Source organism: Paraburkholderia sp. RCC_158, assembly GCF_041355255.1.
In the GTDB taxonomy this organism is placed as follows: Bacteria; Pseudomonadota; Gammaproteobacteria; order Burkholderiales; family Burkholderiaceae; genus Paraburkholderia; species Paraburkholderia graminis.
On the sequence record NZ_JBFUPM010000021.1, the window covers coordinates 103,393 to 119,512 of the forward strand.

Sequence of the window (16,120 nt, forward strand, 5' to 3'; positions counted from 1 at the left end):
ATACCTTCTGCTTAACGCAGTTTGAGCGTGGACAATCCGAACAGACACAACATCAATGTGATGATCCAGAAGCGCACGACCACCTGCGTTTCCTTCCAACCCGACAATTCGAAATGGTGATGCAGCGGCGCCATCTTGAAGAGACGCCGGCCTTCGCCGAAACGGCGTTTGGTGAATTTGAACCACGTCACCTGCAACATCACCGAAAGCGTTTCGGCGACGAAGATGCCGCCCATGATGAAGAGCACGATTTCCTGACGCACGATCACCGCCACCGTGCCGAGCGCGCCGCCGAGCGCGAGCGCGCCGACGTCGCCCATGAACATCTGCGCCGGGTGCGTGTTGAACCAGAGGAACGCGAGGCCGGCACCGCCCATCGCCGAACAGAAAATCAGCAATTCGCCTGCGCCTGCAATGTGCGGAAACAGCAGGTATTTCGAGTAGACCGAGCTGCCCATCACGTAAGCGAACACGCCGAGCGATGCGCCGACCAGCACGACCGGCATGATCACGAGACCGTCGAGGCCGTCGGTGAGATTCACCGCGTTGCTCGCGCCGACGATCACCAGATATGTCAGCACGATGAAGCCCCACACGCCGAGCGGATAGCTGATCGACTTGACGAACGGCAGCATCAAATCGGCGCGCGCGGGCAAGCCCATCGACAAACCGCTGCGCACCCACGCCATGAACAGATCGAACACGCGCACATTGCTCGCTTCGGACACGCTGAACGCGAGATACACGGCGGCGAAGAGACCGATCACCGACTGCCAGAAATACTTTTCGCGCGACGACATGCCGCGCGGGTCCTTGTAGACGACCTTGCGATAGTCGTCGACCCAGCCGATCACGCCGAAGCCGAACGTGACCAGAATCACGATCCAGATAAAGCGGTTGGTCAGATCGGCCCACAACAGCGTTGCCACGGCGATGCCGAGCAGAATCAGCACGCCGCCCATCGTCGGCGTGCCGGATTTCACGAGATGCGTTTGCGGGCCGTCTTTACGGACAGCCTGGCCGACCTTCATCGCGGTCAGCTTGCGGATCACAGCCGGGCCGCAGACGAGCCCGATCAACAGCGCGGTGATGGTGGCCATCACCGCGCGGAAAGTCAGATAACTGAACACGCGCAAGAAGCTTGCGTCATTCTGCAGCCATTGCGCCAGCGCCAGTAGCATGCTTCGGTCCTTCTATTTCAGTGTGCAGCGGGCGCGCTGCCCGCTGCGTTGGGTTGTGGACTCGTTACGGCGTCCACCACGCGCTCCATTTGCATGAAGCGCGAGCCTTTCACGAGAAGCGTTGCAGCAGGACCGAAACCGGCCTGCTGCAATTGCGCGACCAGCGTGCCGACGTCGGCGACGTGATGCGCGCTTTCGCCATACGCGGTGCAGGCGTCGCGCGAGGCGTCGCCCATTGCGTACAGCGCGTCGATACCGCGTTCCTTCGCATAGGCGCCGATTTCGCGGTGAAATTCGGGGCCGTTGTCGCCGACTTCGCCCATGTCGCCCATCACCAGCACACGCGGCGATGCGTGCGACGCGAGCACGTCGATCGCGGCGCGCATCGAATCGGGGTTGGCGTTGTAGGTGTCGTCGATCACGGTCGCGCCCGCGAGCGTGCCGAGCGCGGCGTGCTTGACCTGCAGGCGGCCTTTCACCGCGCCGAACGATTCGAGGCCGCGCTTGATGGCGTCGAGCGAAACGCCTGCGGCAAGCGCCGCTGACGTCGCAGCTAACGCGTTGTGCGCGTTGTGGTTTCCGAGCACTTGCAGCGTGATATTTGTGTGGCCTTCGGGCGTTTCGATGCTGAGTACTTTGCCGTCGAACGTGCCCGTAACCGCCGCTTCCGTTGTGCGCTCGGCGATGTTCAGCGCGAAGTCGACGATGCGGTTGCCCGTGGCCGCCACGCGCCAGATGCTTGCGTAGGCATCGTCGGCGGGGAAGACAGCGATTCCATCAGGCGTGAGCGCGTGAATCACGCTCGCATGCTCGAGCGCGACCGCTTCGACGGTCGCCATGAATTCCTGATGCTCGCGCTGCGCGTTGTTCACCACGGCAACGGTCGGCTCGGCGATTTTCGCGAGCAGCGACGTTTCGCCCGGATGATTCATGCCGAGTTCGACGACCGCCAACCGATGCGCGGCATGCAGACGAAACAGCGTGAGCGGCAAGCCGATGTCGTTGTTGAAGTTGCCGGCGGTGGCAAGGCGCGCATCGACGCCGACAGCCGCGGCGAAAATCGACGCGATCATTTCCTTGACCGTGGTCTTGCCGTTGCTTCCGGTCACGGCGACGAGCGGCATGCTGAACTTGCGACGCCAGCCGCGAGCCAGCGCGCCGAGTCCAACGCGCGTGTCGGCCACGCGCAAGGCGGGCACGTTCCAGCCGTCGGGCACGCGCGCGACGAGCGCGGCGCTCACGTTGCGCGCGGCGACGTCGGCGAGGAAGTCATGCGCGTCGAAGCGATCGCCCTTGATCGCGACGAACAGATCGCCGGGACCCGCGCTGCGGCTGTCCGTCGACACGCGTTCGAACGCGACGCTGTCGTCACCGATAACCGTTGCGCCGGGAATCAGCGCGGCCGCTTCACGCAGCGTGAACATCGCATTGCCTTGCGCGCTCATTCGCCACCTCCGCGTGCCTGCGTGGCCCGCGCGGCGAGCGCGAGGCGGGCGTGGTCCTGGTCGGAGAAAGCGCGCTTTTTACCCATGATTTCCTGTGTTGCTTCGTGCCCCTTGCCGGCCAGCACGATGACGTCTTCGCGCGCCGCGCCGCGGATCGCCTGAAGGATCGCGCTCGCGCGGTCCTCGATACGGCGTGCCTTCGACGCGTCTTTCATTCCCGCTGCGATCTGCTCGATGATGGATTGCGGATCTTCGCTGCGCGGGTTGTCGCTCGTGACCACCACGCCGTCCGCCATCTTTTCGGCGATGGCGCCCATCAGGGGACGCTTGGTTGCATCGCGATCGCCGCCGCAGCCGAACATGCAGATCAGTTCGCCGCCTCGCGCGGCCGCCATCGGACGCAACGCTTCGAGTGTTTTTTCCAGCGCGTCGGGCGTGTGCGCGTAGTCGATCACGACGAGCGGCTCGTCGTTTTGCAAGCGGCCGCCGAGGCGCTGCATGCGGCCGTTCACCGATTCGAGCTTCGCGAGTTCGGCGAGGGCGGCATCGAAGGGAATCTCAGCGGCGAGCAACGCGCCGAGTACGCCGAGCAGATTGCTGACGTTGAATGCGCCGAGCGTTTGCACTTCCACTTCGGCATTGCCCCAGTCCGACGTGCTCAGGTGGAACGCGGTGCCGGTGGCCGTCGCGCGCACGTTCGATGCGAGCAGCGACGCGTCGGCTTGCGGCGCGCTTTGTTGTGCGGAATCGAGACCATACGCGATCGTGCGTGCGTGGCCTTGCGTGCTTGCCAGCAAACGGCGACCCGCCGCGTCGTCGCGATTGATCACGGCCGCACGCAGTTCCGGCCAGGCAAAGAGGCGCGCCTTCGCGGCCTCATACGCCTCGAACGTGTGGTGATAGTCCAGATGGTCTTGCGTGAGATTCGTGAACACGGCGATGTGGAACGCCGTGCCGTTCACGCGCCCCTGGTACAGCGCATGCGACGACACTTCCATCGCAACCGCCTTTGCGCCCGCGTCGCGCAACTGCGCGAGACTGCGCTGGAGTTGCGGCGCGTCGGGTGTCGTGAAGCCGGTGTGCACGAGTTGGCCCGGCAAGCCGGTGCCGAGCGTGCCGATGATCGCGCAACGTTTGCCAAGCGCGGTGAGCGCCGCCGAAATCCACTGGCTGCACGACGTCTTGCCGTTCGTTCCCGTGACGCCGACCGTGAGCATGCTGTCGCTCGGATCGCCGTACCAGGCGCTGGCAATCGAGCCCGCGAGCTCGTTCAACGCGGGCACCGCGAGCGTGGTGGACGCGTCGATCGCGCCGCTAAAGCCTTCCGGCTGCACGAGCACCGCGGCAGCGCCGCGTTCAAGCGCGCCGTCGATGAACGCGCGGTTGTCCGCGCCATCCACGGCGTAGGCGAAAAACGCGTCGCCGGCTGTGAGCGAACGCGTGTCCGCGTGCAGATGCGCGCCTCGCTGCAGGTGCGCTTGCAGCCAGTTCAACGCTTCGGCAATTTGCCGATGCGACGGATGATTGTTGCGCAGCGCGCTCATCGAACGACTCCCGCATGCGTCTTCGCATTCGCGGAAATCGTCATCTTCTTCGCGCTCGCGTTCGCCGAAATTTTCTTCGTTGCGGACGGCGCGGGAGTGGCCGAAGGCGCAGCGGACGCGGAGTCGTCGGACACAACCATCTGCTTGACCGGCATTTGTGGCGGCACGTTCAGCGAGCGCAGCGTATCGCCGACGATGCCCGAGAACACCGGACCCGACACCTGACCGCCGAAGTGACTGCCCGCAGTCGGTTCATCGACCGATACGGCGACGACGATGCGCGGATTCGGCATCGGCGCCATGCCGACGAACGACGCCCGATACTTCGAGTGATCGTAGCCGTGAGGGCCGTGCTTATACGCCGTACCGCTCTTGCCGCCGACGCGATAGCCCGGCACCGCCGCATCCGGCGACGTGCCGCCCGGCGAGACGACGGTTTCGAGCATCGCGCGCACTTCGCGGGCGGTGGTCGGCGAAAAGATTTGCGGGCCGGTGGCCGGCTGGTCGCCAGGCGTGCGGAAAATCGACACGGGCATGATCTGGCCGTCGTGCGCGATGGCCGTGTACGCGCGGCCGAGCTGGAACAGCGACACCGACAGGCCGTAGCCGTACGACATGGTCGCCTGCTCGATACGGCGCCAGCTCTTCCACGGACGCAGACGTCCCGCCGCAGCGCCCGGGAAACCGACCTTCGGCGCGAGGCCAAGACCGATGCTGGTGTACATGTTCCACATCTCTTCGGGCTTCAACTGCATCGCGATCTTCGTCGCGCCGATGTTGCTCGACTTCTGGATCACGCCGCCGACCGTCAGGACACCGAACGCGCTGTCGTCGGTAATCGGCGCACCGTCGAGCACGAAGCGGCCGCCGCCTGTATCAACCAGTGTAGTCGGCGTGACGCGGTGCAGGTCGAGCGCGAGCGACACCGTGAACGGCTTCATGATCGAGCCCGGCTCGAACGTGTCGGTCAGGATGCGGTTGCGCAACTGGTCGCCGGTCATGTGCGACCGGTCGTTCGGGTTGTAGGTCGGGTAATTGACGAGCGCCAGCACTTCGCCGCTCCGCACGTCGATCACCATCGCCGCGCCGGCCTTCGCCTTGAACTTTTCGACGGCCGCTTTCAGGTTCGTGTACGCGATGTACTGGATCTTGCTGTCGATCGAGAGATCCACGTCCTGGCCGTTGTGCGGCACGACCTGCTCGTCCACGTCCTCGATGATGTGGCCCATGCGGTCTTTAATCACGCGACGGCTGCCCGACATGCCGGCGAGCAGCTTCTGGTCGCCGAGTTCGACGCCTTCCTGGCCTTCGTCCTCGACGTTCGTGAAGCCGATCAGGTGAGCCGTGATCTCGCCTTCCGGATAGAAACGCTTGTACTCGTCGCGCGCGTAAATGCCGGGGATGTCGAGCGCCTTCACCTTCTCGGCAATATCCACCGGCACCTGACGTTTGACGTACACGAAGTTCTTGTCTTCCGAGAGCTTCCTGCGCAATTCCTTATCGGTCATGCCGAGCAGTTTGCCGAGCGAGTTCAGCTTGTCCGCGCCGAGGTCGTCCGGCACCGATTCCGGAATCGCCCAGATCGCACGCACCGGCAGACTCGTGGCCAGCACGAGGCCATTGCGGTCGAGAATCTTGCCGCGCGTGGCCGGCAATTCGAGGCGGCGCTGATAGCGGATTTCGCCCTGCTTCTGATAGAACGCGTTGCCGGGGCCCTGAATCCAGAAGGCGCGCGCGGTCAGCGCGACAAACGCCATGAAGAGCAGGAACACGACGAGCTTCGAGCGCCACATCGGCAGGCGCACGGACAGGATCGGATTAGCGGAGAAAGCGACGCTCTTGCGGCTGGACGATTTTTTCATCGAACGCCTCCGCTGCGAGTCGCCGACGGCGCCGATGCCGGAGCCGAAGTCGGGATCGGCGCGTCTTCGGCCTTTGCGGCGCCAGGATCGAGCGTCAGGTATTGCGTGCGCCCGGTGCTGACCGCCTGCATCTTCAGCGACGTGGTCGCGAACTGCTCGATGCGCGACGTCTTGGAGAGCGCGCTCTGCTGATATTGAAGCTGCGAATAGTCCTGCTGCAACTGGCGCTCCTGCGACTGCGCGCGCTGCAACTGGATAAAGATCTGGCGCTGCTGGTTCGTTGCGTTGACAACCGACAACGCACAGCCCATCACGATCATCAGCAGGAAGATATTGAGGCGATTCATGGTGCGATCCGCTCCGCCACACGCATCACGGCAGAACGGGCGCGCGGGTTCGCGGCGACTTCAGCGTCGCTCGCAAACACGCGGCCGATGATTTTGAGCGGAGGGCTCGGTAGGTCGACGGCACGAATCGGCAGACGACGATCGACCGCGGGCGCACTGGCGTGTGCCTGCATGAATCGCTTGACGATCCGGTCCTCGAGCGAATGAAAGCTGATGACCACCAGCCGTCCCCCTTGCTCCAGCAGCGACAACGCTGCTTCTAAAACGACTTGCAGCTCCGCAAGCTCTTGATTGATGTGAATCCGTATAGCCTGAAAGGTGCGGGTTGCCGGATCCTTGCCCTTCTCACGGGTTTTGACGACGTTAGCCACGATTTGGGCAAGCTCGCCCGTGCTGACGAGAGGCCCAAGACGGTCGGACTCTGCCCGGCGAGCAACAAGCGCCTTTGCAATCTGAAAAGCAAACCGTTCTTCCCCATAATCTCGTATCACCTCCGTCAGTTCCTGCACTGTGGCCCGCGCCAGCCAGTCAGCCGCGGACTCGCCGCGCGTCGGGTCCATCCGCATGTCAAGCGGGCCGTCGGCGCGGAAACTGAAACCCCGCTCCGGATCGTCGACTTGCGGCGACGACACGCCCAGATCCAGCAAAACGCCCGACACCCGTTCAATCCCGCGCTCCGCAATCGCGGTGCGCAGTGAAGCAAAACTCTCGTGCACGATGCCAAAGCGCGGATCGCCGATCTGCTGCGCCGTGGCGATGGCGAGCGGGTCTTTGTCGAACGCGATCAGACGCCCCGCTTGCCCCAGCTTCTCCAGCACCAGACGGCTGTGGCCGCCGCGCCCGAACGTGCCGTCGACATAGACGCCGTCCGCGCGCGTGACCAGCGCCGCTACCGCTTCTTCCAGCAGCACCGTGCGATGCTGCAATTCGTTTCTCATCGCAGATGCCATATATGTATGCCGCGATCAGAACGTGAAGTTCTTCAACGCTTCGGGCATGCCCTCGGCGATGGCCGCCTGTTCCTTCGCGGCGTAAATCTGTGCGTCCCACAGTTCGAAGTGACGCCCCATGCCGAGCAGCGTCACTTCTTTTTCCAGCGAACCGGCCGCGCGCAATTCCGGCGACACGAGCACGCGGCCCGCGCCGTCCATATCGACGTCCATTGCATTGCCGAGAAAGATGCGCTTCCACCAGGCTGCGTTCATGGGCAGCTTGTCGACTTTGTCGCGGAAGATTTCCCACTCCGGGCGCGGAAAGAGCAACAGGCAGCCGTCCGGGTGCTTGGTGATCGTCACCCGGCCCTCAGCCTGTGTTTGCAGCGCATCCCGATAGCGGGACGGAATAGACATCCGCCCTTTCGCATCGAGCGTCAGCGCCGACGCCCCTTGGAACACTTCGCTCTCCCTCTTGGCCCGCGCCTTTGCGCCGGCTGCCCAATTCGTAAAAATCTACCCGAAACCACCCGTGAGATCACACAAAAATACACTTTCTCACACTGTCTCCCACTTTAGAGGAACGCTAAACACGGGTCAAGGGAGACAGGCCGTTTTCGAGCGAATTTTGTTTGTTAGAACAAGGACTTAGCGCGAGTCGTTCATGTCAGACGAAAAACGGAAAATCGTTATAAATGAAGGGACTACTGAGGCTTCTGAAGGTGATACGTGAAAAGTGCGGGCGAACAGCGCGGGGCGTAAGCGATCGTGAAGGGCGTCTGGAAGGTGTGCGGCGGGGTTTTCGGCGGCTACGCGGGGACGACGCGCGGGGCGTCGTCCCACCTTGCGTGGTGAGACGGAAACTCGGCGGTTCTTATATGTAGTACGCGGTGCGGGTCATCACTTTCGACATCGCGCGCATCATGGCGCGCACGGGGAACGGCAACTCGATGCCGCCGGCGTCAATTGCGGCTTTTCCATGTCCGGCTTCGTCGACGCGCATCTGCTCGACAATCGCGCGCGATTCGCGATCACCGACCGGCAGACGATCGAGGTGGCTATCCAGATGCTGTTCGACCTGCCGCTCGGTTTCGGCCATGAAGCCGAGGCTCACGCGGTCGCCCATGCGTCCGGCCGCGAGCCCGATGGCGAGCGCGCCTGCGTACCAAAGCGGATTCAGCAGACTCGGACGCGAGTCGAGCGCCTCGAGACGCTTCGCCGTCCATGCGAGGTGATCTTCTTCCTCGATTGCGGCGCGATCGAACACGCTTCTCAACGACGGCGAACTGGTCGCGAGCTTCTGTGCCTGGTAAAGCGCCTGCGCGCAGACTTCGCCGACATGGTTCACGCGCATCAGACCCGCGGAGTGCGCGCGCTCGGCCGGCGAGAGCTCGGGCGCCTCGGCCGAAGCCGCCGATTCTTGCGGAACTGGCAAAGGACGGCTCATGCGCGAAACGCCCGTCATTGAGCGTAAACCCCGATCAAATTCAGTAATCAACTCGTCCAGAAACATTCGGCACTCCGTGATTCGACAACTTGCTTCGCGTTCTTCGTGGCCCGGGCGAGAAGGCTTCGCGGGAAAAAACACGGCCTTCGCGCGGGGCTGATCCAGCCGCTGAAGGCATCAAGATTTCGATTTTAGATCATGTTGCGTAAACGAAACAGGAGCCGTCCGGGCAGCGTCCTTTTTCTTTGTGCCATGTAGCCCTTTTGTTACATTACGTGCAACTTCTCGCGAAGTTGGACAAGCAAGGCCTCAACGCTACATAAATATTCGCCTTGTAAAAAAGATTCGTAATCCTTGGAGATCATTCGATGAAAAAGTCGCTTCTCGCTCTCGCAGCACTGGGCGCATTCGCAGGCGTCGCACATGCTCAGAGCAGCGTGACCCTGTACGGTATCATTGACGAAGGCTTCAACATCAACACCAACTCGGGTGGCAAGCACCTGTACAACCTGTCCAGCGGCGTCATGCAAGGCTCGCGTTTCGGCCTGCGTGGCACGGAAGATCTGGGCGGCGGTCTGAAGGCAATCTTCGTGTTGGAAAACGGCTTTGACGTGAACAACGGCAAGCTGGGTCAAGGCGGCCTGATGTTCGGTCGTCAAGCTTACGTCGGTCTGTCGAGCCAGTTCGGCACGGTCACGCTGGGTCGTCAGTACGACTCCGTCGTCGACTACGTCGGTCCGCTGGAAGCCGGCGACCAGTGGGGCGGCTACATCGCTGCTCACCCGGGCGACATCGACAACTTCAACAACGCATACCGTACGAACAACACGGTCAAGTACACGAGCGCGGATTACGGCGGCCTGAAGTTCGGCGGCACGTACAGCTTCGGCGGTGTTGCAGGCAACTTCTCGCAGAACCAGATCTGGTCGTTGGGCGCTGGCTATAACAACGGTCCGTTGGTCTTGGGCGTTGGTTATTTGAACGCGCGCACGCCGGCAGCTTCGGGTGGTCTGTTCAACAACGGCGGCACGGCAGCTACGCCGGCTGGCGCAGTGACGTCGCCGGTCTACGCTGGCTTCGCATCGGCTAACACGTACCAGGTTATCGGTGCAGGCGGTGCTTACACGTTCGGCGCAGCAACCCTCGGCCTGACGTACTCGAACATCCGTTTTGCAAACCTGGGCGCGTCGTACGCATCGCCGTTCAAGGGCCAAACGGCTACGTTCAACAACGCGGAAGTCAACTTCAAGTACCAGTTGACCCCGGCGTTGCTGGTCGGCGCAGCGTATGACTACACGCGCGGTTCGGAAGTCAACGGCAACTCGCGCGCTCAGTACCACCAAGGCGCGCTGGGCGTGGACTACTTCCTGTCCAAGCGTACCGACGTCTACGTGATCGGTGTGTACCAGCACGCTACGGGCGAAACCGTGAATGCGGCAGGCGCCGTCGTCACGGCAACGGCTGGCATCAACGGCCTGTCGGGCTCGTCGAACCAGAACCAGCTCGCAGCTCGCGTCGGCATCCGCCACAAGTTCTAATAAGTCGTAAAAACGCAGTTTGCCTCAAAGGCGCCTTCGGGCGCCTTTTTTTATGGCCGTGGGGGGACGCGCGGAAACGAAAAAAGCCCGGCTGACTTGTCGTGTCAGCCGGGCCTTCGCATGCTGCTGATGCCTATGCGTTACGACGTGTCAGCGTCCGCGATGTTGGGCTTCCGCTTACGCCCGCCCATCTCGCAGTTCCCGACGCAAAATCTTGCCGACATTGCTCTTGGGCAGTTCGGTCCGGAACTCGACGATCTTCGGCCGCTTGTAGCCGGTTAGCTGCTGTTTGCAGTAGGCGAATATGTCGGCGTCCGTCAGCGCGTCGTCTTTCTTGACGACAAACAACTTTACCGCCTCACCGGAGTGCTGATCCGGCACACCGACCGCCGCGACCTCGAGCACGCCGGGTAGCTTCGCGACCACATCCTCGATTTCGTTGGGGTACACGTTGAAGCCGGAAACCAGAATCATGTCCTTCTTGCGGTCCACGATCTTCACGAAACCCCGGTCGTTCATGAAGCCGACATCGCCCGACTTGAAGAAGCCGTCCGGCGTCATGACTTTCGCGGTTTCTTCCGGCCGGTTCCAATAGCCCGCCATCACTTGCGGGCCGCGGATGCAAATCTCGCCCGGTTGCCCGAGCGGCACTTCGTTGCCGTCGTCGTCGCGGATGGAGACTTCGGTCGACGGCAACGGCAGCCCGATCGTGCCGCTATATTCAGTCACCGTCACGGGATTGCAGGTGACGCACGGCGACGTCTCGGACAAACCGTAGCCCTCGATGATCGGCGTCTTTGTGTGCTCGAACCAGCGCTTTGCGACAGCTTCCTGGACGGCCATTCCGCCGCCGTTTGCCGCGATCAGTTTCGAAAAGTCGAGCTTGTCGAAGTCAGGACTGTTCAACAGCGCGTTGTACAACGTGTTGACCGCCGGGATAGTGGTAATTGCGTAACCCTGGAGCGCCTTGATCGTGCCGGGAATATCGCGCGGATTGGGGATCAGCACGCCGAGTCCGCCTGTGCGGATGGTCAGCAGACCGCACACCGTCAGCGCAAACACGTGGTACAGCGGCAAGGCCACAACCGTGATGAACTGCTCGATGTCCGTGCGGTTTGCGCGAACCGGATTGAGCCACACTTCGGACTGCAGCACGTTCGCAATCAGGTTCCTGTGCAGCAGCGTGGCGCCCTTGGCCACGCCGGTCGTGCCGCCGGTGTACTGAAGGAACGCGACATCGTCGGGGCCTTGCTGGACGGGCTTGAAAGTTTGGCGCTCGCCTTCGGCGATGGCCGCGTTGAATTTGACGTGACCGGGCAAACTCCAGGCGGGCACCATTTTCTTCACGCGGCGCACGACGAAGTTCACGACAGCGCCCTTCACGCCCATCAGATCGCCCATTGCGGCGACCACGACGTGCTTGACAGCGGTATTGCGTACGACGGCCTGCAACGTGACGGCGAAATTTTCTAGCAGGACGATTGCTTCCGCGCCGCTGTCTTTCAACTGATGCTCGAGCTCACGCGGCGTATAGAGCGGGTTGACGTTCACGACCACATACCCCGCCCGCAGAATCGCCGCAATCGCGACCGGATATTGCAGCACGTTCGGCATCATGATTGCGATGCGGGCACCGCGCGCAAGGCCCTTCGACTGAAACCACGCGGCCAGCTTGCGCGAAAGCGCGTCGAGTTCGCCGTAACTGATGCCCTTTCCCATGCAGACGAACGCCGGCTTGTTGCGGTGCTCGCGGAATGCTTCCTCGAGCAGTTCGGCGACGGACGAATAGCGGGTCGGGTCGATCTCTGCGGGAACGCCGGGCGGGTAGGATTTCAGCCAGATTTTATCCATGCAGCGTCTCCTTCTTTATTTTCGAATGGTCGTGCTAAAAACGCATCGTAGCATGGGCGTCCCTGCGCTATTCGCGAAAAACGGCTGCGTTAGACTGCTGCCTCGAACCTTCGGAAGCCTTGTTGGCGAGGCTGGCGCGATGTTGCAAGAGCGCGTCAGACGCGCTCCACTTCGACGAGGCAGTCGTAGAAAGTTGCCGATCCGCCGAGATCGGTAAGCGCCTGGCTCGTGACCTGATTGGCGTTGCGGCCGTCGGGCGCGAGCTTTTTCCACCAGATCGACAAGCCGACCACAAGGCCTTCGCGGGCACGGTCGGTGACGCGAGCGCGCGCCTGCATCGAGCCGCGGTCGTTGAAAATGCGCACGTAATCGCCGTCGGCGATGTGACGCGGCCCCGCGTCCGCCGGGTGGATGTCGAGATGCGGCTCGCCTTCCGTCGACCGCAGACTTTCGACGTTGACGAACGTGCTGTTCAGGAAGTTGCGCGCGGGCGGCGAGATCATCGCGAGCGGATAGCGGGCAGCCAGTTCAGGCGCGAATTCCGCCGACTCATAGGGCGGCAGGTAATCGGGAAGCGGGTCAAGACCCTGCTGCGCGAGCCGCTCGCTGTAGAACTCGCATTTGCCCGATGGCGTGTAAAAGCCGCCTTCTGCAAAAGGCGCGTCGGGCAGGTTCAGCTTTGCCCAGCCGGCCCGCTTGAGCGCTTCCCAGTTCACGCCTTCGAGCTTCTTGTCCTGCCAGCGGAATGCGTTTTGAGCAACGGCTTCGTCGCTTTCGAAGAGCGCCGGTTCATCCAGCGCCATGTGCCGCGCGAGGCCGCGAAAGATCTCCGTATTGGGACGCGCCGCGCCGACCGGCGGAATCGCCGGCAAGTTCGCCATGACGTGCGTGTGGCCGTACGACTTATGCACGTCGAGATGCTCGAGCTGCGTGGTGGCGGGCAGCAGAAGGTCGGCGTAATCGGCGGTGTCGGTCTGGAAGTGCTCCAGCACGATCGTGAAGAGGTCTTCTCGAGCGAAGCCGGCGGCGACGCGCTCCGAATCCGGCGCAACAGCAACCGGATTCGAGTTATACACGACGATCGCCTCAATTTTCGGACCGAACTCGGCGTCGCCTGGGTGCAGCAGCGCGTCGCCGATTGCGTTCATATTGATGACGCGGCTCGGGCTCGCCGGCCAGCCGGGCATCAGGTCGGGACGCTGCAGTGCATGTGAATCCACCGGCGCCCAACCGGACGACGACAGCAGGGCGCCGCCCGAGCGCTCGCGCCACGCGCCGGTGAGCGACGGCAGGCACGCGATTGCGCGCACCGCGTTGCCGCCGCCGCGCACTCGCTGCAGACCATAGTTCAGGCGAATCGCCGCTTTCTTCGTGCTGCCGTAAAGTCGCGCGAGGTCGACGATAACCTGCTCGTCGATGCCGCAAATTTCAGCCACCCGCGACGGTGGATAGTTGAGCGCGCGAGCCTTCAGCTCGGTGAAGCCCAACGTGTGCGCGGCGATGTAAGCGTGATCCAGCAGGTCTTCCGAGATCAAGACGTGCATCATGCCGAGCGCCAAGGCGCCGTCGGTGCCCGGTTTCAGCGCAATGTGCTGATGACACTTCTCCGCGGTGAGCGACCGATACGGGTCAATCGCAATGAGGCGCGCGCCTCGGCGCTTGGCCTGCTGCGCGCGGGTCCAGAAATGCAGGTTCGACGCAATCGGATTGGAGCCCCAGATGAGGATGACCTCGCTTTCCTCGAAAAACTCAGTGAGCATGCCGATGCTCGCGCCGTAGGTGTATTTCAAACCGGCGGCGCCGGCTGCCGCGCAGATGGTGCGATCCAGTTGCGACGCGCCCAGCTTGTGGAAGAACCGCTGCGCGATGCTGTCGCCCTGCACGAGGCCCATCGTGCCCGCGTAGCTATATGGAAGGATGGCTTGCGGCACGCGGCCGGCTATCTCCCGCAGGCGCTTTGCGGCCAGCTCCAACGCTTCTTCCCAGCCGATCGGCTCGAAACGGCCCTCGCCCTTGCGGCCGACGCGCCTCATGGGCGTCGTCAGGCGTTGCGGATGATGAACGCGCTCCGCATAGCGGCTGACTTTGGTACACAACGCGCCTTGGGTCGGAGCATGATCTGGATCGGCGACGACCTTGATTGCCCGGTCGCCTTCGACTGTTACCCGCATCGCGCAGGTGTCGGGGCAGTCGTGCGGGCAAACTGCGCGAGCGAATTCGGTCGGAGCGTTCATTGGGTAACCATTCAGGAGACGGTAAGCAGGGCGCAACGCGGGATTTTATTACGTCCGCCGGCGGTTGCCTGCATGCTGCCGCCAAAAAGCCTTCGGCGTAGAATCGTTAGCACTGCGTCCGGGCGCATGTCGCCCGAGCGATTCCATGCAAGTTTAAGCGCAAGCACATCGGCACTCTATTATGAAACTGATCCCCGAAATTCAGGCTGCTCACGGAGAAATCCAGACCCTTCGACGAACGATCCACGCTCATCCCGAACTGCGTTACGAAGAAACAGCGACTGCGGAGTTGGTCGCGAAGACCCTTGAGTCATGGGGTATAGAAACGTATCGCGGATTGGGTAAGACAGGTGTTGTCGGCGTGCTCAAACGCGGCAATGGCAAGCGCTCGATCGGCCTGCGCGCCGACATGGATGCGTTGCCGATTCAGGAGCTGAACAACTTCGAACATCGGTCGAAAAACGATGGAAAAATGCATGCGTGCGGTCACGATGGACACACGGCGATGCTGCTCGGCGCAGCCCGGCATCTGGCGAAGCATGGCGACTTTGACGGCACCATCGTTTTCATTTTTCAGCCGGCCGAAGAAGGCGGCGCCGGCGCACAGGCCATGATCGACGACGGCCTTTTCGAAAAATTTCCTGTGGATGCAGTGTTCGGCATCCATAACTGGCCGGGCATGCCGGCGGGCCACTTCGGCGTAACCGAAGGGCCGATCATGGCGTCCAGCAACGAATTCCGCATTGAGATTAAAGGTGTTGGCTCGCACGCAGCGCTGCCGCACAACGGACGCGATCCGGTGTTTACCGCTGTGCAGATCGCTAATGGCTTGCAAAGCATCATCACGCGGAACAAGAAGCCGCTGGATACGGCTGTGCTTTCGATCACGCAAATTCATGCCGGCGATGCAGTCAACGTCGTCCCTAACGATGCGTGGATCGCGGGCACCGTACGGACTTTTACGACTGAAACGCTCGATCTGATCGAAGCGCGCATGCGCAAAATCGCTCAAAGCACGGCGGACGCTTACGATTGCACGGTCGACGTTCATTTCCACAGAAACTATCCGCCCACTATCAACAGCAGTGAGGAAGCGCGGTTTGCGGCCGCCGTCATGAAGGAAGTTGTCGGGGCAGAAAAGGTGGACGACTCGGTCGAACCTACGATGGGCGCGGAGGACTTCTCGTTCATGCTGCTGGCGAAGCCGGGATGTTATGCGTTTCTTGGCAACGGCGAGGGCGGCCATCGCGACGCCGGCCACGGTGCAGGCCCCTGCATGCTGCACAACGCGAGCTATGACTTCAACGATGAGTTGCTGCCGATCGGCTCGACGTATTGGGTGCGGCTTGCGCAGCGGTTTCTGGCGGTAGAGAAGTAGGACGGAGGGTTTTGGGACTGGACGATGTGTTGTGTTGTCCGTCGGGTCCGGGAACGCGCGTATGGCTTGCCTGGCGCGCTGACATGGCAGCCCGATCCGCTTCAGGAACTCGACTCGCGGCAGTCGACCGGCGCGGTGTACTGGAAGGCGCGGCGCGGGTGAGCCGCGATGGCGCGGAGCTCGGGCGGGCGTATCTGGAACTGACCGGTTATGCCGGCGCTCTGCGCATGGGCGGGCCGTGACGGCGCCCCGCATTTTGCCGCCCTTTGTTCCGCGTTTATTCCGCCGTGTAAACGCAGAAACCCCACCTTTTCGGGGTGGGGTTTCTGACACTGCTGGGGAGCCTGACGATTACCTACTT

At 62.4% G+C, this 16,120-nt stretch carries 12 protein-coding genes and 1 pseudogene; 3 read left to right on the forward strand and 10 right to left on the reverse strand.

Annotation, left to right across the window (positions count from 1 at the left end; translation table 11 throughout):
• Positions 1 to 11: 11 nt before the first annotated feature.
• The 8 genes from mraY to coq7 all read right to left on the reverse strand — a co-directional run bounded on the left by mraY (position 12) and on the right by coq7 (position 8,824).
• Positions 12 to 1,181, reverse strand: coding sequence for a phospho-N-acetylmuramoyl-pentapeptide-transferase (gene mraY, locus AB6809_RS29230; protein WP_006053209.1), 1,170 nt, complete (start codon positions 1,179 to 1,181; stop codon positions 12 to 14).
• A gap of 17 nt (positions 1,182 to 1,198) precedes the next feature.
• Entirely contained in the window at positions 1,199 to 2,626 is a 1,428-nt protein-coding gene (gene murF / locus AB6809_RS29235; protein WP_371027733.1) for a UDP-N-acetylmuramoyl-tripeptide--D-alanyl-D-alanine ligase, read from the reverse strand.
• Positions 2,623 to 4,170 carry a UDP-N-acetylmuramoyl-L-alanyl-D-glutamate--2,6-diaminopimelate ligase gene (locus AB6809_RS29240; protein WP_371027734.1) on the reverse strand — a complete coding sequence of 516 codons (1,548 nt, stop codon included), beginning with the start codon at positions 4,168 to 4,170 and terminating at the stop codon, positions 2,623 to 2,625. Before AB6809_RS29240 ends, murF begins: the two co-directional genes overlap by 4 nt.
• The gene (locus AB6809_RS29245) at positions 4,167 to 6,032 is read right to left on the reverse strand and encodes a penicillin-binding protein 2 (RefSeq protein WP_006053206.1); all 1,866 of its coding nucleotides are present in this window, start codon (positions 6,030 to 6,032) and stop codon (positions 4,167 to 4,169) included. Before AB6809_RS29245 ends, AB6809_RS29240 begins: the two co-directional genes overlap by 4 nt.
• Positions 6,029 to 6,379, reverse strand: a complete 351-nt coding sequence (ftsL, locus tag AB6809_RS29250; RefSeq protein ID WP_006053205.1) for a cell division protein FtsL — start codon at positions 6,377 to 6,379, stop codon at positions 6,029 to 6,031. The genes AB6809_RS29245 and ftsL overlap by 4 nt, the downstream gene beginning before the upstream one ends.
• Positions 6,376 to 7,329, reverse strand: a complete 954-nt coding sequence (gene rsmH, locus AB6809_RS29255) for a 16S rRNA (cytosine(1402)-N(4))-methyltransferase RsmH (protein ID WP_006053204.1) — start codon at positions 7,327 to 7,329, stop codon at positions 6,376 to 6,378. The genes ftsL and rsmH overlap by 4 nt, the downstream gene beginning before the upstream one ends.
• A 15-nt stretch (positions 7,330 to 7,344) precedes the next feature.
• Complete coding sequence (gene mraZ / locus AB6809_RS29260) at positions 7,345 to 7,773, reverse strand: division/cell wall cluster transcriptional repressor MraZ (protein ID WP_006053203.1); 429 nt, start codon at positions 7,771 to 7,773, stop codon at positions 7,345 to 7,347.
• 412 nt (positions 7,774 to 8,185) lie between these two features.
• The gene (coq7, locus tag AB6809_RS29265) at positions 8,186 to 8,824 is read right to left on the reverse strand and encodes a 2-polyprenyl-3-methyl-6-methoxy-1,4-benzoquinone monooxygenase (protein WP_114156505.1); all 639 of its coding nucleotides are present in this window, start codon (positions 8,822 to 8,824) and stop codon (positions 8,186 to 8,188) included.
• A gap of 302 nt (positions 8,825 to 9,126) precedes the next feature.
• On the opposite strand from coq7, the gene AB6809_RS29270 reads away from it, so the two are divergent.
• Positions 9,127 to 10,296 (forward strand): porin, encoded by a 1,170-nt coding sequence (locus AB6809_RS29270; protein ID WP_006053201.1) that lies wholly within the window; start codon positions 9,127 to 9,129, stop codon positions 10,294 to 10,296.
• A 177-nt stretch (positions 10,297 to 10,473) separates the two neighbouring features.
• Here the strand turns inward: AB6809_RS29270 and AB6809_RS29275 are convergent, their stop codons facing one another.
• Together AB6809_RS29275 and AB6809_RS29280 are read right to left on the reverse strand one after the other, a co-directional pair.
• A complete protein-coding gene (locus AB6809_RS29275; protein ID WP_371027735.1) occupies positions 10,474 to 12,147 on the reverse strand; it encodes a long-chain fatty acid--CoA ligase in 1,674 nt (557 codons plus the stop codon).
• A 155-nt stretch (positions 12,148 to 12,302) separates the two neighbouring features.
• Positions 12,303 to 14,381: a molybdopterin-dependent oxidoreductase gene (locus AB6809_RS29280; protein WP_371027736.1), complete on the reverse strand. Its 2,079-nt coding sequence runs from the start codon at positions 14,379 to 14,381 to the stop codon at positions 12,303 to 12,305.
• 181 nt (positions 14,382 to 14,562) lie between these two features.
• On the opposite strand from AB6809_RS29280, the gene AB6809_RS29285 reads away from it, so the two are divergent.
• Both AB6809_RS29285 and AB6809_RS29290 read left to right on the forward strand, forming a co-directional pair.
• Complete coding sequence (locus tag AB6809_RS29285) at positions 14,563 to 15,759, forward strand: M20 aminoacylase family protein (RefSeq protein WP_371027737.1); 1,197 nt, start codon at positions 14,563 to 14,565, stop codon at positions 15,757 to 15,759.
• A 72-nt stretch (positions 15,760 to 15,831) separates the two neighbouring features.
• Positions 15,832 to 16,001: pseudogene (locus AB6809_RS29290) on the forward strand (lipocalin family protein); the annotation flags it as partial.
• Between the last annotated feature and the right edge of the window lie 119 nt (positions 16,002 to 16,120).

What these genes read in the sequence shown, in the direction of transcription:
- mraY (WP_006053209.1), bottom strand. Translation starts at nt 1,181, where the DNA reads ATGCTACTGGCGCTGGCGCAATGGCTGCAGAATGACGCAAGCTTCTTG.
- murF (WP_371027733.1), bottom strand. Translation starts at nt 2,626, where the DNA reads ATGAGCGCGCAAGGCAATGCGATGTTCACGCTGCGTGAAGCGGCCGCG.
- AB6809_RS29240 (WP_371027734.1), bottom strand. Translation starts at nt 4,170, where the DNA reads ATGAGCGCGCTGCGCAACAATCATCCGTCGCATCGGCAAATTGCCGAA.
- AB6809_RS29245 (WP_006053206.1), bottom strand. Translation starts at nt 6,032, where the DNA reads ATGAAAAAATCGTCCAGCCGCAAGAGCGTCGCTTTCTCCGCTAATCCG.
- ftsL (WP_006053205.1), bottom strand. Translation starts at nt 6,379, where the DNA reads ATGAATCGCCTCAATATCTTCCTGCTGATGATCGTGATGGGCTGTGCG.
- rsmH (WP_006053204.1), bottom strand. Translation starts at nt 7,329, where the DNA reads ATGGCATCTGCGATGAGAAACGAATTGCAGCATCGCACGGTGCTGCTG.
- coq7 (WP_114156505.1), bottom strand. Translation starts at nt 8,824, where the DNA reads ATGTTTCTGGACGAGTTGATTACTGAATTTGATCGGGGTTTACGCTCA.
- AB6809_RS29270 (WP_006053201.1), top strand. Translation starts at nt 9,127, where the DNA reads ATGAAAAAGTCGCTTCTCGCTCTCGCAGCACTGGGCGCATTCGCAGGC.
- AB6809_RS29275 (WP_371027735.1), bottom strand. Translation starts at nt 12,147, where the DNA reads ATGGATAAAATCTGGCTGAAATCCTACCCGCCCGGCGTTCCCGCAGAG.
- AB6809_RS29280 (WP_371027736.1), bottom strand. Translation starts at nt 14,381, where the DNA reads ATGAACGCTCCGACCGAATTCGCTCGCGCAGTTTGCCCGCACGACTGC.
- AB6809_RS29285 (WP_371027737.1), top strand. Translation starts at nt 14,563, where the DNA reads ATGAAACTGATCCCCGAAATTCAGGCTGCTCACGGAGAAATCCAGACC.